The sequence below is a fragment of the Streptomyces sp. NPDC038200 genome (assembly GCF_055600785.1).
Map to the genome: position 1 here is coordinate 1 of NZ_JBVJYH010000042.1, position 21,072 is coordinate 21,072.

The following is a 21,072-nucleotide window of genomic DNA, read 5'->3' on the forward strand; positions in this document are numbered from 1 at the left end:
GCTTGAACCAGATGTTCGGGAAGGCGAGGAAGCGGTGCCAGGCCACGCCCATGTCGGTCTTCAGGGCGACCGTGATCATCCAGATGAAGGAGGTCCCGATCTTGACCATGGCCACCAGGTAGACCAGGTTCCGCAGCGTGGTCGGGCTCAGCCCCTCGAAGGCCGCGACCAGTGGATACGAGATCAGGTAGGAGACCTCGTAGCCGTCCACGCCGTGCAGCGCGCCCTCCAGGCCGCGCAGCGTGAGGATCGCCAGGCCGATGACGAGGATGACGGCCTCGACGAAGTACGCCTGGCCGAGGTGGGAGCCGGCGAACCGCGACTTGCGACCCAGCCGTCTCGGATGGGACATCTGGCGGATCACCGCGAGCACGAGGATGCCCAGTGTGGTGAGCACACCGATGAGTTCGGTGAAGACCTCGTACGGTGCCCAGTCCCCGATGAACGGCAGGGACCAGTCGGCCCGGAAGAGCTGCCCGAACGCGTTCACCAGGGTCAGGACGAGGGTGAAGAAACCCACCGCCACGAACCAGTGCGCGACGCCCACGATGCCCCACCTGTTGAGTCGGGTGTGGCCGAGGAACTCCCTGGCCAGGGTCAGGCTGCGCTGCCCCGGGTGGTCGGTGCGGGTGCCCGCGGGCACGTTCTGCCCGAGCCGTACGAACCGGAGGATCCGGCGGACGGCTCGGGCGAACAGCGCCACGCCGACCACGGCCAGGATCAATGACACGATGATGGCGGCGAGTTGCATGGAGAGAGCCTTCTGTTTCCGTGACGGACGTCAGCCCTTGCGGGTCCTGATCTCCTCGGTCAGCTGCGGGACGACCTCGAACAGGTCGCCGACCACGCCGTAGTCGACCAGGTCGAAGATCGGGGCCTCGGGGTCCTTGTTGACCGCCACGATCGTCTTCGACGTCTGCATACCGGCGCGGTGCTGGATCGCGCCCGAGATGCCGTTGGCGATGTACAGCTGCGGCGAGACGGACTTGCCGGTCTGGCCGACCTGGTTGGTGTGCGGGTACCAGCCCGCGTCCACCGCGGCACGCGAGGCGCCGACGGCCGCGCCGAGGGAGTCGGCGAGCGCCTCGATGATCGCGAAGTTCTCCGCGCCGTTGACCCCACGGCCGCCGGAGACCACGATCGCGGCCTCGGTCAGCTCCGGGCGGCCCGTCGACTCACGCGGCGTACGACCGGTGACCTTGGTGCCGGTGGCCTGGTCGGAGAAGGACACGTTCAGCGCCTCGACCGCGCCGGCGGCCGGGGCGCTCTCCACCGCCGCGCTGTTCGGCTTGACCGTGATCACCGGAGTGCCCTTGGAGACACGTGACTTGGTGGTGAAGGAGGCCGCGAACACCGACTGGGTGGCCACCGGGCCCTCGTCGCCGGCTTCGATGTCGACGGCGTCCGTGATGATGCCGGAACCGATGCGCAGCGCGAGGCGGGCGGCGATCTCCTTGCCCTCCGCGGAGGTCGGCACCAGCACGGCGGCCGGGGAGACGGCCTCGACGGCGGCCTGGAGCGCGTCCACCTTCGGCACCACCAGGTACTCGCCGTACTCGGCGGCCTCATGCGTCAGCACACGCGTCGCACCGTGCTCGGCCAGCGCACCGGCGGTGTCCCCCGCGCCGCTGCCGAGGGCGACCGCGACCGGCTCACCGATGCGGCGAGCCAGGGTCAGCAACTCCAGAGTGGGCTTGCGGACGGCACCGTCCACATGATCGACGTAGACGAGAACTTCAGCCATGGAAACACAACTCCTAAGTAGAGAAGGCAACTTCCGGACCACGAGGCCGGATCAGACGAACTTGCGCTCCGCGAGGAACGCGGCGACCTGACTGCCGCCCTCACCCTCGTCCTTGACGATCGTGCCCGCCGTCCGCGCCGGACGGGCCGCCGCCGACTCCACCACGGTGCGGGCGTTCTCCAGGCCGACCTCGTCCGCCTCGATGTCCAGGTCGGACAGGTCCCAGGACTCCACCGGCTTCTTCTTCGCCGCCATGATGCCCTTGAAGGACGGATACCGGGCCTCGCCGGACCGGTCGGTCACCGACACCACGGCCGGCAGGGCGGCCTCCAGCTGCTCGGTGGCGGCATCACCGTCACGGCGGCCCTTCACGACCCCGTCCTCCACCGACACCTCGGAGAGCAGGGTGACCTGCGGGACGCCCAACCGCTCGGCCAGCAGCGCCGGTACGACGCCCATCGTGCCGTCCGTCGACGCCATGCCGGAGACCACCAGGTCGTAACCGGCCTTCTCGACGGCCTTGGCCAGCACCAGCGAGGTGCCGATGACGTCCGTGCCGTGCAGGTCGTCGTCCTCGATGTGGATCCCCTTGTCGGCACCCATCGACAGCGCCTTGCGGAGCGCGTCCTTGGCGTCCTCGGGGCCCACGGTCAGCACCGTGACCTCGGCGTCGTCCACCTCCTCGGCGATCCGCAACGCCTGTTCGACCGCGTACTCGTCCAGCTCGGAGAGCAGACCGTCCACATCGTCCCGGTCCACGGTCAGGTCATCGGCGAAGTGCCGGTCGCCGGTCGCGTCGGGCACGTACTTCACACACACGATGATGTTCATCTTCAGGGCGTCTCCTGGTTCCCCATGGCAGCCCTCGTCCGGGCTGTCCGCTTGCCTTCGGTTCCGCGTGTCGTCACGTGTCGAGTCCGCCGCGCTTGACCAGCTGGGCCGCGATCACGTTCTTCTGGATCTCGTTGGTGCCCTCGCCGACGATCATCAGCGGGGCGTCCCGGAAGTAGCGCTCGACGTCGTACTCCGTCGAGTAGCCGTATCCGCCGTGGATGCGGACGGCGTCGAGGGCGATCCGCATGGCGGTCTCGGAGGCGAACAGCTTGGCCATGCCGGCCTCCATGTCCACCCGCCGACCCGCCTCGGCCTCACGTGCCGCGTACAGGGTGAGCTGACGGGCGGCGGTGAGCGAGGTGGCCATGTCGGCCAGGTGGTGGCCGATCGACTGGTGCTGCCAGATGGGCTTGCCGAAGGACTCCCGCTCCTGGGCGTAGGCGAGCGAGTCCTCCAGCGCAGCCCGGCCGACACCGAGCGCGCGGGCGGCCACTTGGAGCCGGCCGGTCTCCAGGCCCTTCATCATCTGCGCGAAGCCCTTGCCCTCCACCCCGCCGAGGACCGCGTCGGCCGGCACGCGGTAGCCGTCGAAGGCCAGCTCGCAGCTCTCCACGCCCTTGTAGCCCAGCTTGGGCAGGTCGCGGGAGACCGTGAGCCCGGGGCCGTGCTCGGCCAGGAGAATCGAGATGCCCTGGTGCGCGGGGCTCGCCGCGGGGTCGGTCTTGCACATCAGCGCGATCAGTCCGGCGCGCCGGGAGTTCGTGATCCAGGTCTTGGAGCCGTTGACCACGTACTCGTCGCCGTCCTTGCGGGCGACGGTGCGCATGGCCTGCAGGTCGGAGCCGCCGCCGGGTTCGGTCAGGGCCATGGTGGCGCGCATCGCGCCGGTGGCCATCCGCGGCAGGTAGCGGCGCTTCTGTTCCTCGGTGCCGAAGTGCACCAGCAGCTTGGCGACCACGGTGTGGCTGCCCATGGCGCCGGCCAGGCTCATCCAGCCGCGGGACAGCTCCTCGGTGACCAGGACGAAACACGGCGTGGAGACGGGGTTGCCGCCGTACTCCTCGGGGATGGCGAGGCCGTAGATGCCGAGCTTCTTCATCTGCTCGATCAGGGCCTCGGGATAGGTGTTGGAGTGCTCGAGTTCCTGGACGACGGGCTTCACCTCCTTGTCGACGAAGTCGCGCACGGTCTTGACGACGAACTGCTCGTCGTCGGAGAGGGCGTCCAGGGTGCTCACGGGGTACTCCTCGTCGTCTTTCGGGTCGTTCGGTGCCGAAGCCGGCGGTCAGATGACGCCGTCGGCCCGCAGTCCTTCGATCCGGGCTGCGGAAAGTCCAAGTTCGGCCAGGACGCGGTCGGTGTGTTCGCCTGCGGCGGGTACGGGGTCCATACGCGGCTCGACCCCGGCCAGGTCGACCGGTGGCCGCAGGGCCGGCACCACGGCACCGGGGATGTCCACGTCCTGCCAGCGGTTCCGGGCGGCCAGCACCGGGTGCTCGAGGAACTCGCGCACGTCGTTGACCCCGGCGCAGGCGATGCCGGCCCCGTCCAGCAGCTCCCTCACCTCGTCGCCGCCCGACCGTGCGAACCGCTCGCGGATGACGGCGTCGAGCTGCTCACGGTGGGCCACCCGGTCGGCGCCGGTGGCGAAACGCGGATCGTGCGCCAGCTCCGGCCGCTCGAGGAAGCGTTCACACAGTGCCGTCCACTCCCGCTCGTTCTGGACGGAGAACAGCACCTGCCTGCCGTCGGCCGCCGTATAGGCGCCGTACGGTGCGATGGTGGCGTGCTGGGTGCCGATCCGCGGGGGCTGGGTGCCGCCGTGGCGCGTGTAGTACGCGGGCTGGCTCATCCACTCCGCCAGCGCCTCGAAGAGCGAGACCTCCACGGCCCGCGCGACACCGGTGACCGCCCGGGTGTACAGGGCGGTCAGGATGCCGGAGCAGGCGTACATGCCGGCCGCGATGTCGGCGATCGACACCCCGACCCGGGCGCTCTCCTCCGGTGTGCCGGTCAGTGAGACAAGACCGGTCTGGCACTGCACCAGCAGGTCGTACGCCTTGCGCTCGGCCCACGGGCCGGTCGTTCCGTATCCGGAGACGGTGCACGGGATCAGCGAGGCGTGCCGCTCGGTGAGGGACGCGGCGTCCAGCGCGAGACGGGCCGCGGCTCCCGGGGCCAGGTTCTGCACGAACACGTCCGCCGTCGTCAGCAGTTCCTCCAGCACCTCGCGGCCGGACTCGGCCTTGAGGTCCAGGGTCACGGACTCCTTGGACCGGTTCAGCCAGACGAAGTAGCTGGACTGACCATGCACGGTGGTGTCGTACCGGCGGGCGAAATCGCCGCCCCCGGGCCGTTCCACCTTGATCACGCGTGCACCGAGGTCGGCGAGCTGGCGGGTGGCGAAGGGGGCCGCCACCGCCTGCTCGACGCTCACGACGGTGACGCCGGTGAGCGGGAGTCCGGTCATGGTCTGACCTCCACGGAGCCTTGCGGGGAACATGCTGGTCGAAGGGGCGCCGCCGGGGGATCCCCCATGTGGCGGGGCGCCCGGGACATCCACCTGCTTCGAGGGCGGGTGACACGCGCCGCCGCTCTCGAGCCGTCCGACACACCACGGTGGAAGACGCGGTGCCCTCGGCGGACCGCCTTGTCCGACGGCAGTGTCATCATGGATGCTCATGGGGCCGAAGGTGAAATACCGAATATTGATGACCTCATGCCTGGCACAGATGGGCGTCGAGCGAAGGGGCCGAACCGGTGGACATCAAGCAACTCAGGGCGCTCGTGACCGTGGCCGAGGCGGGTAGCGTCACGCGGGCGGCGGAGCTTCTGCATCTCGTCCAGCCGGCGGTCACCCGGCAGATCCGCACCCTGGAGCACGAGCTGGGCGTCGCGCTGTTCGAGCGGACCCGGCAGGGAATGCAGCTCACGGCCGCCGGTACGACCATGGTCGAGCGCGCCCGGCGGGCCCTGAACGAACTGGAACGGGCCCGTGCGGAGATCCGCCCCACGCCGGGTGTGGTCAGCGGCATCGTGACCGTCGGCCTGCTCGACAGCGCCAGCAGCCTGCTGGCCGAGCCGCTCGCCTCCGCCGTCATCCGCGAACATCCCGGCATCGAGCTGCGTCTGCTCACCGCGTACTCCGGGCATCTGCAGCAGTGGCTCGACGACGGCGACCTGGATCTGACCCTGCTGTACAACCTCGCCAGCACCCCGTCACTCAACGCGGAACCGCTGGTGCGGGAGAAGCTGTGGGCGGTGGCGCCGCCGTCCGCCGGACTGCGGGCCGAGCGCCCCGTCCCGTTGGAGGAGGCCGTGTCGCATCCGCTGGTGGTGCCCGCGGCCGGCCACGGGCTGCGCAAGGTGATCGACGCGGCCGCCGCGCAGGCCAAGGTGGAGATGAACCTGGTCGTCCAGACCAACTCCATGCATGTGCAGAAGCAGCTCGCGCAGGCCGGCCACGGCTGGACCATCCTGCCCGGCGTCGGCATCGCGGAGGACGTGGCGAACGGCAGGCTGAGCGCCGCGCCGCTGTGCGAACCGGAGGTGTGGCGCTCGATCGTACTCGGCACATCCAGGTCGGGGAGGATCACACCCGCCGTCGAAGTCGTGGCCAGGGAGCTGACCCGGCAGATCAACTCCGCGGTGCACGAGGGGCGGTGGCCATCGGCCGAGCTGCACGACGGCGGGACCACCGACCGGTCGTGACGGCGCGCGGCGACCGCCGGCGGCGCGGGCGCGCGACCGGCCCGGAGCAGCGGGGCCGCTCCGGGCCGATGACCGTCCGTCAGGCGCTCGGCGACGCGCCGTCGCCGCTGCCGGCCGCGGTCGGTGCGGTGTGCGCCGCCGCGGACAGCAACTCCGCGTTGTGCTGGCCGACCGAGGGTGCCGGGCGGGGGTCCAGGCGCCTGCCGTCCACCACGACGGGGGACTTCGGGGCCAGGTGCGGGCCCACCCCGGGCTGGTCGACCACGTCGAACAGGTCGCTCTTGCGCAGCGCGGCGCCGCCGTCGCGCCCGAGTTCCTCGAAGGTCCGGTAGCGCTCCCACAGGATCCGGTGACTGTCCAGTATTCCGGCCGCCTCGGCGAACGGGACACCGCCGAACCACCGGGCCAGCAGGGTCGAGATCAGTTCGCGGTGTTCGTAGCGCTGCGACTCGTCGGCGAAGTCGATGCCGAGCGTGTCGGCCAGCCCCTCGAATGCGGCCGTCAGCCCGGTCGCGGCCAGCAGCTTGGTCCAGTGCCGCTCCGTGAGGATCACGACCATCACCCGCACGCCGTCCGAGGTCGCGAAGTCGCGGCCGTAGGTGCCGAAGACGTCGTTGCCCGACTTGACGCGCTCGTGCCGTGTGACCTGGGCCTCGGTCAGATACCCCAGATTGCCCGCCGTGGCCAGCGCGACGTCGTCCAGGGCGACCCGGATGCTGCGCCCCCGCCCGCTGAGCAGCCGCTCCCGCTCCGCGGCGAGCAGTCCGACCGCCAGATACAGGCCGGCCGCGATGTCCCAGGCAGGCAGGACGTGGTTCACCGGCGTGTCGGTGCCCGGTGCTCCAGTGATCATGGGAAAGCCGGTGGCGGCCTGGACGGTGTAGTCCACCCCGGCGCCGCCGTCGGCGCGTCCCTGCAGGAGTACATGGATCACGTCGGGGCGCAGGGCGCTGAGCGCCTCGTGGCCGAACTCCGGGTATCTGTCGTTGTTGCTCACCACGACGCACGGGCCGCCGCGCACGATCAGCTCCACCACCTGCCGGCGGTCCGCCTCGGACGTCATGTCGACGGCGACGGCGCGCTTGCCTTTGTTCAGCCCCGACCAGTACAGGCTGGTCCCGGAGTCGGCCAGCGGCCACCTGGTGCGGTCCGCCGCGCCGCCGAGGGGCTCGACCCGGACGACATCCGCACCCAGTTGCGCGAGCGTCAGCCCGCAGAGCGGGGTCGCCACATAGCTGGAGATCTCGACGACCCTGAGGCCGGACAGCAGCTTCTGCGGGGCGGGCACTTCTTCGGGAGGCATGGTCATCCTTTCGACTCGCCGGATGAGCGGACGCCCGGATCGCCGGCGCGCGGAACATGCGGCATGTCGTGCACGGCGCAGGACGGGCGGATGTCGGGCACGCCCCGGCGGGCGTGTGCGCGTCCGTGTCCGGCCGGGCCTCGGCCTCTTGCGGCCGGGCGCGACCCTGACTCGGATCATATATGATATGTAGTTTTCGGGAAAGGGGGTTGCGCTCACGCCCGGGGCCATGCCTCACCGACGTCCGGTCGAGCCATGGCACTCAGGGTGAGAACGGGGCAAAACCGGCAGGTTGAGCCAACCTTCCATCGCTTGACTCACGTCTCACCGTCATCGCCCGGCCGACTCTGGATGGGAATAGCCAATAGGATATATGATCCGCGAAGACTCCTCAGTGAGACCGGCACGCCCGCGTGCGATGAATACCTAGACGCCTGGCAGGCATTTGCGATGAGCCCGACGAAGGTTCGGCCATCGACAGGCCGGGGCGAGAAGGAGGCGTCATGACAATTGCTCCGTTCTCAGAGAAGTACTGGAGCCCCATCGAGATCCTTTCCCCCGCGGAGGCGCGGGCGGTCCAGAATGAACGACTGAGAGAACAAATCGCTCACCTGGCAGCGAACAGCGCCTTTTACCGTGAGAAATTCTCCGAGCACAATATCGACGCGTCGAAGGTCGGCACCGTCGACGACCTGGCCGGCCTCCCGTTCACGGAGAAGCAGGAACTGCGCGACAGTCTGGCCGGTTTCCCGCCGCTCGGGGCCCATGTCGCCGTGGACGACCGGGACATCGTGCAGATCCAGGCGTCGTCCGGCACGACCGGGAGCCCTTCGTACGTGGCACTGACCGCGAGGGACGTCACCACCTGGTGCGAACTGGGCGCGCGGGCGCTGTACGCCAACGGATTCCGGCCCGGCGACCGGCTGCTGCACGCCTTCGGTATGAGCAAGGGCTTCGTCGGCGGCCTGCCGGTCGTCCAGATCCTGCGGTACATGGGCATCGTCGACATCCCGATCGGTGCGGAGGCGGGCGCGGAGCGGCTGCTGCGCGTCCAGGCGGACCAGCGTCCGAACGCGCTGATCGGCACCCCGTACTTCCTCGCCCACCTCGCCGAGCAGGCGCCGAAGATCGTCGGCCGGGCCGCCCGCGAACTGGGTGTCCGCGCGATCAGCGTCGGCGGCGAGCCCGGCGGCGGTCTGCCCTCGGTCCGCGAGAACCTCGAATCGCTGTGGGGCGCGACCGCGCGGGAGATGCTCGGCGGGACCGACATCGCCTGCACCTACTGGGGCGAGTGCGAGGCCGGCGAGGGGATGCACTTCCTCTCGCCGGACCTCATGATCGCCGAGCTGATCGACCCGGAGACCGGCGAGCAGATCGCGCCGGTCGAGGGCGCGCAGGGCGAGCTGGTCTACACGGCGCTGCGCCGTCAGGCCTCTCCGCTGCTGCGGTTCCGCACCAGGGACCACGTCGTGGTCACCGGAACCGACTGCTCCTGCGGCCGGACGGGCTACAAGGTGCGGTGCATCGGCCGCACCGACGACATGCTCATCGTCCGCGGGATCAACGTCTTTCCCTCGGCCCTCAAGCAGCTGGTCGGGGAGCTGGCGCCGCGGACCACCGGGGAGATGCGCATCCGGGCCGACTTCGAGGGCCACTCCACGCAGCGCCCGCTGCCCCTGGTCGTGGAGCACGCGGCCGGGATGGACAAGGAGCAGCAGGACGAGCTGCGTACCGCGCTCGAACAGCGCATCCGCTCCGCGCTCAACGTCAAGACGGTCGTCGAGCTCGTCCCCGACGGCACCCTCGCGCGTCCCGACCACGTCAAGGTCGCGTTGATCGAACGGGTGACGGCGTAGCGTTCGCAGTCCGACAGCCGGTCACCGCGGCGGAAGGGGCCCGTCGGGCACGATCACGGATCGTGCCCGACGGGCCCCTTCCCGTTCGCCCGCGGTACGGCGCGACCCCCGCACGCGGAAAACCCCGAGTCCCGGGCTGTCCGGGAACTCGGGGTGCGGGCCCGACGCTCAGGAGCCGCGTCTCTCCACGACGTGGTCGCTCGGGCGGTCGAGGAGCTGGTTGAGGAACACGCGCGCGGCCGGGCTCAGGGTGCGACCGTGCGCGGTGGCGATATGGATCTTCCGCACCGCCCACGACTCGGCCAGCTCCAGCACGGCCACATTGCCCAGCGTCTCCTGGGTGAGCAGGCACTCGGGCTGCACAGTGACGCCCAGTCCGGCCTGGACGAGGCTGAGCGCGACACTCGCGCTCCTGACCCTGTACCCCGGCTCGAATTCCCGCTCCAGCCGGCGTGCGGCGGCGCGAAAGGCGCCGAGCATGGAGGTGACCGCGATCACCTTCTCCGCGAGCAGATCCTGGAACGTCACGCTCGACCGCTCCCGGAACGGGTGGTCCCGTGGCACGACGACGACCAGACGGTCGCGCCGGTACGGCGTGACGTCGACCCCGTCGAGATCCAGCCCGTACGCCGCCGCGAACACGCCGATGTCCGCCTCGCCGTGCGCGACCTGCTGGACGATGTCCGCGTTCTCGACGTCGTGCAGCGCCAGGTCGACGAGCGGGAACTCACGGCTGTAGTCACCCATCTCGCGTGCGAGGAAGGGGACGATGATGGTGCGCGCCGACGCGATGGTCAGCTCTCCTCGCACGCCTTCCGTGAAGGAGGAGATCTCCGAGCGCATGTCTTCGAGGCTGTCGAAGATCTGGCGGACGTAGCGGGCCAGGACCGCGCCGGCCGGGCTGGGGACGACCCCCTTCGGTCCGCGTTCGAGGAGCTGGATGCCGGCGATGTCCTCCAGGACCTGGATGCGCTTGGTCGCCGTCGACGCGGCGATGTTCTCCCGGATCGCGGCACGGCCGATCTGCTGCTCCTCGATCGAGGAGAGGAAGAGTCGCAGGGTGAACAGATCGACCTGGCGGATCAGGTGAAGCCGGTTGAATGTTCCCATGTGGCCACCCTCGGAGTGCACGCGGTGTTTCGAGTCAACAGTGGTCGGACCGCCCGCCGGCGGCGAGCCGGCCGCTGCGGAGGCCGAACGGCAGCCCACCGGCCGGTACGGCGGGAGGTCCCCCGCCGTACCGGCCGGCCGTACTCAGAGCCGGGCCTTCAGCACGTCCCCGATCTTGTCATCGTCCGCGCCGATGTCGTGCGCCGCGTGCAGCGGCGGCGGACGTTCTCCGTCGAACGACAGGGGCAGGCCCACCACGCCCAGCTCGTCGTCGGACGGCTTGCCGATGATGCCGAGCGCGCGCGTCTGCTCGTGCGCGACGACCTCCGCGGTGGTCTGGATCGGCGCCACCGGGATGCCCGCCGCCTGCAGCAGCTCCTGCCAGGACGCGCGCGTCCGCGTCGCCAGCCGCTCACCGATGAGCCGGTCGATCTCGGCCCGGTTGCGCAGCCGTGCCGCGTTCGTGGCGAACCTGGCGTCCGCGGCCCATTCCGGCCGCCCGAGTGCCTGGCACAGCCGGGCGAACAGCGCGTCGTTCGCACAGCTGACGACCAGGTCGCCGTCGGAGGCCGGATAGGCGCGGTGCGGCACGATGAAGGCCACGCCCGAACCGTGCCGCCCGCCGGGTTCCCCGTCGGCGTTGTAGCCGGCGATGCCGATGGACATCCAGGCGACGGCCGTCTCCAGCAGCGAGGCGTTCACGGTCGCACCGGAGTGCTTGGCCGTGCGCCGGTGGAGCGCCGCCAGAATGCCGATCACGGCCCACATCCCCGCCCCGAAGTCGACGATGGACACGCCGGCCCGCACCGGGGACCGGCCCTCCTCGCCGGTGATGCTCATGATGCCGGAGAACGCCTGCATCAGCGGGTCGTAGCCGGGCAGCGCGCTCAGCGGCCCCTCGTGCCCGAAGGCGCCGATCTCGCAGCAGACCAGCTCCGGCTTGGTGACCCTGAGGCTGTCCGGGTCCAGCCCGTACTTGGCGGCGGCGCCGGGCCGGAGATTGTGGACGAAGACGTCGGCGCGTTCGGCGATCAACCGGTGCAGCGTGGCCAGCTGCTCCCGGTCCTTGATGTCGATGCTGATGCACCGCTTGCCGCGGTTGAGGGCGTGGAAGGCCGCTCCGCTGCCCTTCCAGGTGCTCGGCCCCCAGCCGCGCGCGGAGTCGCCCGTGGGACGCTCCACCTTCCACACCTCGGCTCCGAGTTCGGCGAGGATCTTCCCGGTGAACGGTGCCGAGGCGCTGTCGCTCAGCTCCACCACCACAACCCCTGACAAGGGCAGATCACGTGGCATTGTGTCCCTGCTCTCTCTGGACCTATCCGCCGTGGCGCGTGTGGTGGGACTCACCCGCGTACACTGCGCCGGAACTCGTCAGATCGTCGATCTCGTTCTCGCTGAAGCCGTATTCGGTCAGCAATTCCACCGAGTGTTCACCGAGGCGCGGAGCGGGATAGCGCAGTTCGGGACTGCTCTCGCTCCAATGCTGCGGAATTCCCAGCGACCTGATCGTGCCCTCGGAAGGGTGCTCCTCCTCGACGAAGAATCCGACCTCCTTCATGTGCGGATCCTCCGGGAGCGATTCGGGCGTGTTCATCTCGATGAACGGGATGTCGGCCTCGGTCATGAGCTTCGCCCACTCGGCGGTCGTCTTCGTCCCGAAGACGCGGCCCAGGAATTCGTAGAGGAGCCCGATGTGCTGGGTGCGGCCGTGGATGTCGGCGAACCGCGGGTCCTCGGCCATCTCCGGGTGCCCGGACACCTCGAAGAACCGCTGCCAGTGCTTGTCGATGTAGACGTTGACGCCGATGTAGCCGTCGCGGGTGCGATACGGGCGCCGGTCCGGGTTCATCATGCGCGCGTAGCCCCAGTCGCCGATCGGCGGTACGAACGTGTGTCCGTAGAGGTGATCGCCCATCACGAAATGCGCGAAGGTCTCGAACATCGGCACCTGGACCTCCTGGCCCTGTCCGCTTCGCTCGCGCCGGAACAGCGCCATCGAGACGGCCGAGGTCGCGGCCATCCCCACGACACGGTCCGCTATCGCGGTGGCCACGTAGTCGGGCGGGCCCGTCCTGCGGCTCTGCAGCACCGGCATGCCCACCGCCGCCTGGATCAGGTCGTCGTAGGCGGGACGGTCCGCGTAGGGGCCGTTCTGGCCGAATCCGTACATGCCGCAGTAGATGATGCCCGGGTTGATCGCCCGGGCGTCCTCGTAGGACAGCCCCAGCCTGGCCATGGCCTTGGGCCGCAGGCTGTACATCAGCACATCGGCGCTGCGCATCATCCTCTTCAGCGCCGCGTTGCCGCCGGCGCTCTTGAGGTCGAGGACGAGGCTGCGCTTGTTGCGGTTGAGGTGCAGGAAGATCGGGCCCATCCCGCGGTTGCGGCAGGGTCCGATGCCCCGGGTCGTGTCACCCGCCGGCGACTCGATCTTCGAGACGTCGGCCCCCATGTCCGCGAGCAGCAGCGACGCGTACGGCCCCATGAAGTTCGACGTCAGGTCGAGGACCCGCACGCCGTCGAGAGGTCCGGGCATGTCCGGCTCCTATCCGTTTCCGGTCATCGTGAACACGGGAAGCTTCTGCTCCCCACGCTGCACGTAGCGGACCGAGACTTCCTTGCCGATCGCGATCTCGTCGGGGTCGCCCTCGATCTGGGTGAACAGGAAGTATCCCTCGTCCAGCTGCACGAAGCCCACGGTGTAAGGGGCGATGCCGGCCCAGACGGGGGTCGGGCCGCGCAGGATCGTGCTGTACGAGTAGATCGTGCCGTGTCCGCCGGACCGCTCCCACGCCAGCCCCGCGGAACCGCAGTGCGTGCAGTACGAGTGCGCGGGCCACACCGCTTGCTCGCAGTCCGCGCAGCGCTGGAAGGTCAGCTGCTCCTCCGACAGCGCCTCCCAGTAGGGCTCCGCCGCCATCAGGCGGTAGGGCTGAGGCCAGTCGTTCCGTGCTTCTGCTTCAGTCATGCCGTGCTCCCGTTCGCGGCTCAGGTAGAGGAGGACAGCAGCACCACGCTGCCGGCGGCCAGCATGCCGCCCGCCCCCTGGACCAGCACCGTCTTCGGCCGGCGCTCGGGCGCCAGCCCCAGGGCCTGTCCGCGCAGCTGACGGACGGCCTCGACCAAACTGTCCATGTTGCAGGAGATCCCGGGCTGGCCGAACGACAGCCAGCCGCCGTTCGTGTCGGTCGGGAGATCCCCGTCGATGCCGGTGCGTCCCTCGCGGTAGACGTCGATCCCGCTGCCCTTCTTCGCGAACCCCAGGTCCTCCATGGCGATGGGGCCCATGTGCGCGAAGTTGACCGAGATCTGCATCATGTCGATGTCGGCGGGGGTGAGCCCGGACATCCCGTACGCCTGCCGGGCGGCCTCCGCCGTCGCGGTGTGCGTGAGGTTGGGGAACTCGCCCAGCGCCGGGAACCGGCACTGCCGCATGTTCATGCGGTCGCCCAGGTACTCGTGGGTGGTGGCCGACCCGTAGCCGAGGACGTACACCGGGTCGCGGGCCTCCCGTGCCCTCTCCGGTGACGTCACGATCAGCGCGCCACCGGTGCCGCCGCCCCAGGTGGAGCACATCCACCGCCGCAGCGGCGTGGCGACGTAGGGCGAGGCGAGGACCTTGGCACGGTCGATCTCACCGTGCTTCGCCTTCGCCGCGTGGGGATGGTGAGCGCCCCAGCGCTGGTTGGCGACGGCGACGTCGGCGAGATCCGCCTCGGTGAGGCCGAACTCGTGGAAGTAACGGCGCGCGGCCTGCGCGTACAGCGCCGGGATCGTGGGGCCGTACGGCACCTCGAACTGGGGGTCGGCGTCGGCTTCGGCACCCATCGCCACCGCGTCGACGAACAGCTGAGTCGCGTCGCTCTGCAGGCAGAGGACGTACTCCGCCGTGCCGGCGGCGATCATCTGGGACGCCACGGAGATCGTCGCGGTCAGTCCGGCGCCGTGCATGGTGAGCTCGCTGGTCAGCGTCACCGGCATCTGCATGTGCGAGATGAAGATGTTGCTCCACTGCGAGCGCTTGTCGGCCCACGGCGAGCGTCCGGTGAACACCGCGTCGACCTGGTCCTTGCGGATCCCGGCGTCGGCGAGTGCCCCGAGGGTCGCCTCCTCGGCGAGCCGGAGCGGGTCCTTGCGGTTCTCCAGCGATGCGTAGGCGTCGCCCATGCCGATGACGGCGGCGACGGGTGCGTATGACATCGGACGGACCTCAGGCCTTCTTGCGGCGCGGCTTCTCGGTGGGGACGGACGCGGACAGCAGGGCTTCCAGGTCTTCGCGCCTGCGGAGCATGAGCAGGCTCCACTCGGACTTCTGGCACACGTCGCCGTCCTGGTTGAGCGCCTTCATCAGGAAGGTGATGACGCCGTACTTGTCGTCCTTCTCCTTCTTGCCGATGACCTCGCAGGTCACGTAGATCGTGTCGCCGATGTGCACGGGCGTGATGTAACGCAGCCTGTCGATGCCGTAGTTGGCCTGGATCGACGGGCCGAAGGTGATCAGGCCCGTCATGATCGAGTAGGTGAGCGAGCCCTGCACCAGACGCTCGCCGAACCGGGTCTGCGAGGCGTAGTGGACGTTGGAGTGGATCTCGATCCAGTTACCGGTCAGCGCACAGTAGTTGACGACATCGGTCTCGGTGATCGTCCGGCCGCCGGAGCGGAAGACGCGACCGACCTCGATCTCGTCGAACGGCATGTCGATGCGGTTGTCGATCGTGGTCATGGGGTGTCCTCTGCGAGGTTCTCAGGCGCCGGCGGACAGACGCATGGACTTGGCGATGATGGTGCGCTGGATCTGCGAGGTACCGCCGCCGATGGTCGACTGCACGCTCTCGCGCAGGTAGCGCTCCATGTCGGCCTCGGGGAGGTTGGCGTATCCGCCGAGGATCTGCATGCCGTCCAGGGCGCACTGCTTGAGCGTCTCCGAGCCGTACAGCTTGGCCATCGAGGTCTCTCGGGCGGCGGGAAGGCCCTCGGCCTTCATCCGGGCGGCCCGGTAGCACAGCAGCCGGGCGGCGTCGACCCGGGTCTGGTTCTCGGCGAGCATGTGCTTGAGCACCTGGAACTCGTAGATCGGCTTGCCGAACTGGATGCGCTGCTGCGCGTAGCGGTTGGCGGCGTTCACGGCCTCCTGGGCATTGCCGGTGTAGGCCGCGGCGACGGCGCAGCGCTCCAGCTCCAGGTGATCGGTGATGATCTTCCAGCCCTGCCCGACCTCGCCGAGGAGGTTCTCGCCCGGGACGCGGACGTCGTCGAGGAAGATCTCGGTGGTGCCGGTCGCGTGCCGCGACAGAGTCGGCAGCTTGCGGATGTCGAGGCCCGGGGTGTCGTTCGGGATCAGCAGGACCGACAGGCCGCCGTGCTTGTCGTCGTTGTCCGTGCGGACGAGCATCGCGATGACGGTGTCCTGGGCGGCGGCGCCGCTGCACCACAGCTTGGAGCCGTTGACGATCCAGTCGCCGTTCTCGTCACGGCGGGCGTGGGTCTTGGTGTTCGAGGCGTCCGAGCCGGCGTCCGGCTCCGAGATCGACACGGAGAAGCGGATGTCGCCGTCGATGAAGGGCTTGACGTACTTGGCCTTCTGTTCCGCGGTGCCGAACTTGATGATGTTCATGGCGGTGAATGTGGGCACCAGGACCGAGCACGCGAAGTCGAAGCCGAACTTGCCGAGGCCCTCGGCCATCAGCGAGTAGTCGAAGATGTCGCCGCCCGAACCGCCCTCCTCCTCGGGAATCAGGATTCCGAGCCAGCCCTGGCGGGCGATCTTCGTATACGCCTCGTACGGGTACCGGCGCTCCTGGTCGCACGTGCGCACGTATTCGACCGTGATCTCGTTGTCCATGAAATCATTCACGGTCCCGAGCCAGTCGGCCTGGGATTCGTTGAGGAAATTCGAAGCCATTTCGCCATCTCTCCAAATCGCTGTGACGGTGGCCGGCATCTGCGGTTACTCGAAGATTAAAGCCGGGTTACAGGCGATCCAAGTGATAAATTTCGAATCCGCGATTCGATGGCGCCGAACGGGAGCCGCTCACGCTCTCGGACTGGCCGGCGCGGGCCGTCCGCGGGGACAACGTCGAGGCGGTGCCCGGCCATTGGCCGGGCACCGCCGCTGTCGGAGTCGGGAGGCCGGGAGCGTGTCAGACGCCCAGTCCGTCGTGGAACCTGAAGTCGATCGCACCTTCGAGCAGTTCGCCCAGTTCCGCGACGACACCGGTCTCGGTCCGCCATGCGAGATAGCGCTCGAAGTCCTGGCGGGCGTCCCACTTCTCCATGAAGACGATCCTGCTCGGGTCGTCCTGATCACGGACGACCTCCACACTGATGTTGCCCTCGAAGTCACGCGTGCCGGGGAGCTTCTCTACGAACCACTTGTGCAGGGCCTCGAAGTGTCCCTCCCTCACGGTCATCTCGAAGATCACGTGGCATGCCATGGGCGGAGTCTCCTTGTCCGGCGGTTACTTCGGTCGGTGGATGTAACGGGACGGGGTGCGCGACCGGCTGCCCCCGGGGGTGGACGCAAGAGTGCGCGGGTCACCGGGGATGATCTCGACGAGGTAGCCGTCGGGGTCGACGGCCATGACGATGCCGACGGGGCCGAAGCCGATCGGTTCCGAGGCCATGTGGTATTGACGAGTCCGATGCGCCTACTCTTCAACGACCGGGAGGCCGGCTCCCGGGTGAAGGCGATGGGCCGATTCCGGGCCGCTGCCGCACCCGTACTTTAGGAGGCGTTCCCGTCGGCGAGTGTCCAAGAAGTTGGACACCTGTAGATGGACACTCCCTTCTGTACGGAAAAGCAGAACTCGCCCAGGGACAAGAATGTCCCTGGGCAGAGGAGTCGGGGGATGCTGCTGTCCCATTGCGGGTGACGGGGCGCGTGCAATCATGAGGGACGTTCCCGCGGGGCAATCCCCCGTCGGACGACAGGACGTGCCGAGACGTGTTTCCCTTGCGAAATCTTCGCCACCCGTCCACTCACGCGGAAAGAAGCTCCGGAAAGCCATGAAGAAGAAGGCCGCCTTACTCAGCGCCGGCCTCTCCCCCGCCATCCTCTACACCCCGGACAGCCACACCGGCCGCACCCCTCCCGGCCGCGCCCCTCCCGGCCGTGGCCGGCTCCCACCACCGGCGCGAACCGGAGAACGGTCCGACCCGACGCCGGCACACCACGACCTGGTCGATCGAGATGTTCCTCAGGAGAAAACGATGACGACAGCGGAATACGAAGAGATCACCCTGCTCGACGGGAGGATCACCGGCATACGCGTACCGGCGGCCGACGACGGCGAGGCGCCGCTGATCGTCTACCTGCACGGCGGCGGCGGAAGCGCGATCGAGCCTGTCATGGAGGGTTCTTCGCAGTTCGCACGGGCCACTCTCAACGGATTCACCGGGCTGTTCTCACTCGACCGCCCCGACTACGGCGGCAGCGAGTCGCTCGGCTTCGCCGGTGACGTCGACGAGGGCTTCTTCGCCGCCAGCGCCGAGCGCCTGAGTGACGCGATCGCCCAGCTGTGGGACCGCCACCGCGGAGCCTCGCGCGGAGTGATCCTCCACGGCTCCTCGGTCGGCGGGGCCATCGCGCTGGTCCTCGCCGCACAGTGGAGCGCTTCGCGGGGCCGGGGCGAGGAACGGTGGCCCTTGCTCGGAGTGGCCGCGACCGACGTCGGGCACGCACCGCAGCCGCAGGTACCCGAATACTGGTACGGCACCGAGGTCGTCGACGTCGTCGACAACGCCGTCACCCCGGGTATGGACTTCGGCCCCGCCTGGGTCCTGCCGGACATCCCCATCACCGACCACGGCCCCTTCCGCATCCCACGCGCGGAGATGCTCGAACTCGTCGGCGGCTGGCCGCGCACCGCGCGCGAGGTGGCGGCGTCCGTCGAGGTGCCCGTGTTCTGGCGCGTCTCGGAGTTCGACCCGCTGTGGCAGACGGACGACCAGCACACCGCGGAGTTCGTCGAGGCATTGCGCACGTCGTCGCCGTACGTCGACGGCGGTGTCCTACGAGGTGCCACACACGGGGCGTTCCTCGGCCCGATGCGCGACGCCTACGGCTTCCAGGTGTTGTCGTTCTTCGACTTCTGCCGTGTCGCGTCGCGCGTACCGGAGGTGCTGACGGAGCGCGGCGACTGAGGAACCGATGGGCGTTCACGGCGCGCGACGGACTCAGCCCGGTCATGCGCTACCGCCGGGACCGACGCGCCTCCGCTCGGTGACGGCCGGAGGCGGCGCGGTGAAGCCGCTGCGCCTGGGTGCGTGTCGGTCCCGGGGAAGGTCTCCGGAAGGAAGCGGCCTGTGGCGCCGCCCGTGCAGGGGAAGCAGGGCGGCGCCACAGGCCCGGAGAGAGTCGGTCTCAGCCGGCCAGGTGCCGGCCGAAGAAGTCGGTGAGCTTGGCGACGGCGGGGGTGACGTGCTCGTCCTTGTCGTAGAGGGAGATGTGGGTGGCCCCGTCGACCACGAACAGCTCCTTGGGCTCGTTCGCCTTCTCGATGGCCTCGCGGCTGAAGTAGGCGGTGTCGGAGTCGGAGCCGACGATCATCAGCAGCGGGCGCGGGGAGATCAGCCGGATCAGCGCGTAGGGATCGAACTGGGCGATGTGGTCGATGCTGCGCAGCGGCCACTCGTTGTTGGAGTTGCAGTGCCCGCCGCGGGGGGTGCGGTAGTAGTCCTGGGCCTCGCGGTAGAGGGTCGGTGCCTCCTCCAGACCCTCGGGGCTCTCGGGGGCCCAGTTGAGCACGGCCGGGCTCTCGCCCTTGGCCTCGGCGGTGCGCAGGGCGCCGGCCTGGTCGAGCAGGCCCTGGAGGACCTCGGGCTCCTGGGTGCGGCCGAGGCCCTCGACCAGGAGGCTGTTGATGTCGACGGCGCTGACGGCGGCGACGGCCTTGATGCGGTGGTCGGTCTGTGCGGCGAAGGGCACGTAGCCGCCGGAGGCGCAGATGCCGAGGGCGCCGATGCGGTTCGGGTCGATGTCGTCGCGGGTGGTGAGGTAGGTGACGGCGGCGCGGACGTCCTCGGCGCGCTGGAAGGGGTTCTCCAGGCCGCGCGGGGTGCCCTCGCTCTCGCCCTGGTAGGCGGCGTCGAAGACGAGCGCGGCGAAGCCCTCGCGGGCCAAGCGCTCGGCGTAGATGCTCGCGGTCTGCTCCTTCACGCCGCCGCCGGGGTGGGAGACGACCACGGCCGGCAGGGGTGCGCCGGTGTGGCTGTCCGGGGTGTAGAGGATGCCGGCGAGAGAGAGGCCGGCGCTGGGGAAGGTGACGTTCGCCTTCATGTTCTGTGGCGTTCCTTGGTTCTGGGGTGGAATGGCCTGCGTGGCGCCGGGTCCGGCCGGGCTCCGGGGAGTAGGAGAGTATTTCCCGTGGCCGGATCCGACTGCCACGTGATGAAGGCTTCCACGCGTGACAGCGGTGCGGAATGGGCGGTTCGCAGCCCCTGACAGGGGTGTCCTGGGACAGAACCGGCCCCCTCACAGAGCAGGTGTCAGCTGCCAGACTCGATGCTATGAGCAGCAACGCGCACCGCAACGAGCTGGGCGCCTTCCTCAAGGCCCGCCGAATGGAGCTGAGCCCCGCCATGGTGGGGCTGCCGGAGACCGGGGGCAGGCGGCGGGTCAGGGGCCTGCGCCGTGAGGAGGTGGCCCTGCTCGCCTCCATCAGCACCGACTACTACACCCGCCTGGAGCAGGGCCGCCGCCAGGCATCGCAGTCCGTGCTGGAGACCTTGGCCGAGGTCCTGCACCTGGACGACGACGAACGCGACTACGCCTTCGAACTCGCCGGCCGGGACGAGTCCCGCCCCCGCCGGCGTACCGCGCAGAAGGTGCAGCCCCAGCTGCACAGGCTCCTGGACGACCTCACCACCACCCCGGCCGTGGTCCTGGGCCGCCGTATGGACGTGCTGGCCTGGAACCCGATGGCCGCCGCCCTGATCACCGACTTCGGGAAGATCCCGGAGAAGCAGCGCAACATGGTCCGGCTGGTGTTCATGGACCCCGCCTTCAGGACCCTCTACCCCGAGTGGAAGACGGTCGCCCACACCTGCGTGGCACAGCTGCGCATGGAGGCCGCGCGTGACCCGCACGACCCTCGCCTGAGTGCGCTCGTGGGGGAACTCTCCGTCCAGGACGCGGACTTCCGCCGCTGGTGGGGCGCCCACCACGTCGCCGTCCGCGGCGTGGGCACCAAGGTCTACCACCACCCCGTCGCCGGCGATCTCACCCTCGAATGGGACACCCTGACCTGCGCCACCGACCCCGACCAGCAACTCGTCACCTGGACCGCCGAACCCGGCACTCCCTCCCACGACGGCCTGCGCATCCTCGCCTCCTGGAGTGCCCACACGCACCAGCCCACCTCGACGACGAAGTAGACCGCCACGGCAGCCTGCGGCCTGAGCTGCGGGCGGTGGGGCCGGTGTGGTTCAGGAGGTGGGTTCGTCCTTCCACAGGCCCCGCTCTTCGAGGGTTTCGATGAGGTGGTCGGCGCTCTGGAGGGTGTGCTGTTCCATGA

General features: G+C 69.3%; 19 protein-coding genes and 1 pseudogene. 4 read left to right on the top strand and 16 right to left on the bottom strand.

What is annotated here, in order from left to right:
- The 5 genes and pseudogenes from ACZ7KF_RS41100 to ACZ7KF_RS41120 form a co-directional block, all read right to left on the bottom strand.
- Positions 1-751: pseudogene (locus tag ACZ7KF_RS41100) on the bottom strand (Fe-S oxidoreductase); the annotation flags it as partial.
- A 30-nt stretch (positions 752-781) separates the two neighbouring features.
- Positions 782-1,744 (bottom strand): electron transfer flavoprotein subunit alpha/FixB family protein, encoded by a 963-nt coding sequence (locus ACZ7KF_RS41105; RefSeq protein ID WP_471087689.1) that lies wholly within the window; start codon positions 1,742-1,744, stop codon positions 782-784.
- Between the two features lie 51 nt (positions 1,745-1,795).
- Positions 1,796-2,575: an electron transfer flavoprotein subunit beta/FixA family protein gene (locus ACZ7KF_RS41110; RefSeq protein WP_471087692.1), complete on the bottom strand. Its 780-nt coding sequence runs from the start codon at positions 2,573-2,575 to the stop codon at positions 1,796-1,798.
- Positions 2,576-2,648: 73 nt separating this feature from the next.
- Entirely contained in the window at positions 2,649-3,815 is a 1,167-nt protein-coding gene (locus ACZ7KF_RS41115) for an acyl-CoA dehydrogenase family protein (protein WP_471087695.1), read from the bottom strand.
- A gap of 48 nt (positions 3,816-3,863) precedes the next feature.
- The gene (locus tag ACZ7KF_RS41120) at positions 3,864-5,048 is read right to left on the bottom strand and encodes a CaiB/BaiF CoA transferase family protein (protein WP_471087698.1); all 1,185 of its coding nucleotides are present in this window, start codon (positions 5,046-5,048) and stop codon (positions 3,864-3,866) included.
- Between the two features lie 290 nt (positions 5,049-5,338).
- On the opposite strand from ACZ7KF_RS41120, the gene ACZ7KF_RS41125 reads away from it, so the two are divergent.
- Positions 5,339-6,289 carry a LysR family transcriptional regulator gene (locus tag ACZ7KF_RS41125; RefSeq protein WP_471087702.1) on the top strand — a complete coding sequence of 317 codons (951 nt, stop codon included), beginning with the start codon at positions 5,339-5,341 and terminating at the stop codon, positions 6,287-6,289.
- 79 nt (positions 6,290-6,368) lie between these two features.
- Here the strand turns inward: ACZ7KF_RS41125 and ACZ7KF_RS41130 are convergent, their stop codons facing one another.
- Entirely contained in the window at positions 6,369-7,592 is a 1,224-nt protein-coding gene (locus ACZ7KF_RS41130; protein ID WP_471087705.1) for a CoA transferase, read from the bottom strand.
- Positions 7,593-8,095: 503 nt separating this feature from the next.
- Between ACZ7KF_RS41130 and ACZ7KF_RS41135 the strand changes: the two genes are divergently transcribed.
- Positions 8,096-9,448 (top strand): phenylacetate--CoA ligase family protein, encoded by a 1,353-nt coding sequence (locus ACZ7KF_RS41135; RefSeq protein ID WP_471087708.1) that lies wholly within the window; start codon positions 8,096-8,098, stop codon positions 9,446-9,448.
- 168 nt (positions 9,449-9,616) lie between these two features.
- On the opposite strand, the gene ACZ7KF_RS41140 is transcribed toward ACZ7KF_RS41135, so the two are convergent.
- From ACZ7KF_RS41140 to ACZ7KF_RS41180, 9 genes are all read right to left on the bottom strand, one after another.
- On the bottom strand, positions 9,617-10,558 hold the full coding sequence (locus ACZ7KF_RS41140) for a LysR family transcriptional regulator (protein ID WP_471087711.1): 942 nt from the start codon (positions 10,556-10,558) through the stop codon (positions 9,617-9,619).
- A 144-nt stretch (positions 10,559-10,702) separates the two neighbouring features.
- The gene (locus tag ACZ7KF_RS41145; protein WP_471087714.1) at positions 10,703-11,851 is read right to left on the bottom strand and encodes a CaiB/BaiF CoA transferase family protein; all 1,149 of its coding nucleotides are present in this window, start codon (positions 11,849-11,851) and stop codon (positions 10,703-10,705) included.
- Positions 11,852-11,873: 22 nt separating this feature from the next.
- Positions 11,874-13,094, bottom strand: coding sequence for a CaiB/BaiF CoA transferase family protein (locus ACZ7KF_RS41150; protein ID WP_471087716.1), 1,221 nt, complete (start codon positions 13,092-13,094; stop codon positions 11,874-11,876).
- Between the two features lie 9 nt (positions 13,095-13,103).
- Positions 13,104-13,526, bottom strand: a complete 423-nt coding sequence (locus tag ACZ7KF_RS41155) for a Zn-ribbon domain-containing OB-fold protein (RefSeq protein WP_471087718.1) — start codon at positions 13,524-13,526, stop codon at positions 13,104-13,106.
- A 20-nt stretch (positions 13,527-13,546) separates the two neighbouring features.
- Positions 13,547-14,758 carry a thiolase family protein gene (locus ACZ7KF_RS41160; RefSeq protein WP_471087720.1) on the bottom strand — a complete coding sequence of 404 codons (1,212 nt, stop codon included), beginning with the start codon at positions 14,756-14,758 and terminating at the stop codon, positions 13,547-13,549.
- 10 nt (positions 14,759-14,768) lie between these two features.
- The gene (locus tag ACZ7KF_RS41165; protein WP_471087723.1) at positions 14,769-15,281 is read right to left on the bottom strand and encodes a MaoC family dehydratase; all 513 of its coding nucleotides are present in this window, start codon (positions 15,279-15,281) and stop codon (positions 14,769-14,771) included.
- A gap of 21 nt (positions 15,282-15,302) precedes the next feature.
- The gene (locus tag ACZ7KF_RS41170; RefSeq protein WP_471087726.1) at positions 15,303-16,460 is read right to left on the bottom strand and encodes an acyl-CoA dehydrogenase family protein; all 1,158 of its coding nucleotides are present in this window, start codon (positions 16,458-16,460) and stop codon (positions 15,303-15,305) included.
- Between the two features lie 238 nt (positions 16,461-16,698).
- Positions 16,699-16,992, bottom strand: coding sequence for a putative quinol monooxygenase (locus ACZ7KF_RS41175; RefSeq protein WP_471087729.1), 294 nt, complete (start codon positions 16,990-16,992; stop codon positions 16,699-16,701).
- A gap of 24 nt (positions 16,993-17,016) precedes the next feature.
- Entirely contained in the window at positions 17,017-17,181 is a 165-nt protein-coding gene (locus ACZ7KF_RS41180; protein ID WP_471087732.1) for a hypothetical protein, read from the bottom strand.
- Positions 17,182-17,767: 586 nt separating this feature from the next.
- Here ACZ7KF_RS41180 and ACZ7KF_RS41185 point away from each other — a divergent pair.
- Positions 17,768-18,700 (top strand): alpha/beta hydrolase family protein, encoded by a 933-nt coding sequence (locus tag ACZ7KF_RS41185; RefSeq protein WP_471087735.1) that lies wholly within the window; start codon positions 17,768-17,770, stop codon positions 18,698-18,700.
- A gap of 220 nt (positions 18,701-18,920) precedes the next feature.
- Here the strand turns inward: ACZ7KF_RS41185 and ACZ7KF_RS41190 are convergent, their stop codons facing one another.
- Positions 18,921-19,835, bottom strand: a complete 915-nt coding sequence (locus ACZ7KF_RS41190) for an alpha/beta hydrolase (protein WP_471087739.1) — start codon at positions 19,833-19,835, stop codon at positions 18,921-18,923.
- A gap of 230 nt (positions 19,836-20,065) precedes the next feature.
- Here ACZ7KF_RS41190 and ACZ7KF_RS41195 point away from each other — a divergent pair, with 230 nt between their 5' ends.
- Positions 20,066-20,932: a helix-turn-helix domain-containing protein gene (locus tag ACZ7KF_RS41195; protein WP_471087742.1), complete on the top strand. Its 867-nt coding sequence runs from the start codon at positions 20,066-20,068 to the stop codon at positions 20,930-20,932.
- Positions 20,933-21,072 lie beyond the last annotated feature (140 nt).

Coding starts and splice junctions, on each gene's coding strand:
- ACZ7KF_RS41140 (WP_471087711.1), bottom strand. CDS start 10,558: ATGGGAACATTCAACCGGCTTCACCTGATCCGCCAGGTCGATCTGTTC.
- ACZ7KF_RS41110 (WP_471087692.1), bottom strand. CDS start 2,575: ATGAACATCATCGTGTGTGTGAAGTACGTGCCCGACGCGACCGGCGAC.
- ACZ7KF_RS41180 (WP_471087732.1), bottom strand. CDS start 17,181: ATGGCCTCGGAACCGATCGGCTTCGGCCCCGTCGGCATCGTCATGGCC.
- ACZ7KF_RS41185 (WP_471087735.1), top strand. CDS start 17,768: ATGACGACAGCGGAATACGAAGAGATCACCCTGCTCGACGGGAGGATC.
- ACZ7KF_RS41165 (WP_471087723.1), bottom strand. CDS start 15,281: ATGACCACGATCGACAACCGCATCGACATGCCGTTCGACGAGATCGAG.
- ACZ7KF_RS41135 (WP_471087708.1), top strand. CDS start 8,096: ATGACAATTGCTCCGTTCTCAGAGAAGTACTGGAGCCCCATCGAGATC.
- ACZ7KF_RS41130 (WP_471087705.1), bottom strand. CDS start 7,592: ATGCCTCCCGAAGAAGTGCCCGCCCCGCAGAAGCTGCTGTCCGGCCTC.
- ACZ7KF_RS41155 (WP_471087718.1), bottom strand. CDS start 13,526: ATGACTGAAGCAGAAGCACGGAACGACTGGCCTCAGCCCTACCGCCTG.
- ACZ7KF_RS41190 (WP_471087739.1), bottom strand. CDS start 19,835: ATGAAGGCGAACGTCACCTTCCCCAGCGCCGGCCTCTCTCTCGCCGGC.
- ACZ7KF_RS41160 (WP_471087720.1), bottom strand. CDS start 14,758: ATGTCATACGCACCCGTCGCCGCCGTCATCGGCATGGGCGACGCCTAC.
- ACZ7KF_RS41170 (WP_471087726.1), bottom strand. CDS start 16,460: ATGGCTTCGAATTTCCTCAACGAATCCCAGGCCGACTGGCTCGGGACC.
- ACZ7KF_RS41150 (WP_471087716.1), bottom strand. CDS start 13,094: ATGCCCGGACCTCTCGACGGCGTGCGGGTCCTCGACCTGACGTCGAAC.
- ACZ7KF_RS41145 (WP_471087714.1), bottom strand. CDS start 11,851: ATGCCACGTGATCTGCCCTTGTCAGGGGTTGTGGTGGTGGAGCTGAGC.
- ACZ7KF_RS41105 (WP_471087689.1), bottom strand. CDS start 1,744: ATGGCTGAAGTTCTCGTCTACGTCGATCATGTGGACGGTGCCGTCCGC.
- ACZ7KF_RS41120 (WP_471087698.1), bottom strand. CDS start 5,048: ATGACCGGACTCCCGCTCACCGGCGTCACCGTCGTGAGCGTCGAGCAG.
- ACZ7KF_RS41195 (WP_471087742.1), top strand. CDS start 20,066: ATGAGCAGCAACGCGCACCGCAACGAGCTGGGCGCCTTCCTCAAGGCC.
- ACZ7KF_RS41175 (WP_471087729.1), bottom strand. CDS start 16,992: ATGGCATGCCACGTGATCTTCGAGATGACCGTGAGGGAGGGACACTTC.